1 protein-coding gene is annotated in these 316 nt (G+C 70.3%); it reads right to left on the bottom strand.

Features of this window, described 5'->3' with window-relative positions; all coding sequences use genetic code 11:
- Positions 1 to 316: hypothetical protein (locus RB628_RS41820; protein ID WP_318325820.1), on the bottom strand; the 316-nt coding region annotated here is incomplete at both ends.

The following is a 316-nucleotide window of genomic DNA, read 5'->3' as shown; positions in this document are numbered from 1 at the left end:
TTCCAGGGCGACACCGGCACACAAGGTGACACCGGCCCGCAGGGCACCCAAGGCGACACCGGCACACAAGGATTCCAGGGCGACACCGGCGCTCAAGGCACCCAAGGCGACACCGGCACGCAGGGATTCCAGGGCTTCCAGGGCGACACCGGCGCTCAGGGTGATACCGGTGCACAGGGCACCCAGGGCGACACCGGCACCCAAGGCTTCCAGGGTGATACCGGTGCGCAGGGCACGCAGGGCGACACCGGCACGCAGGGCTTCCAGGGCGACACCGGCACACAAGGTGACACCGGCCCGCAGGGCACCCAAGGCG

It is taken from the genome of Streptomyces sp. ADMS, from assembly GCF_033441795.1.
Lineage (GTDB): Bacteria > Actinomycetota > Actinomycetes > Streptomycetales > Streptomycetaceae > Streptomyces.
Note: the sequence above shows the minus strand (reverse complement) of the source record. Positions and strands in the feature narration are given on the sequence as shown.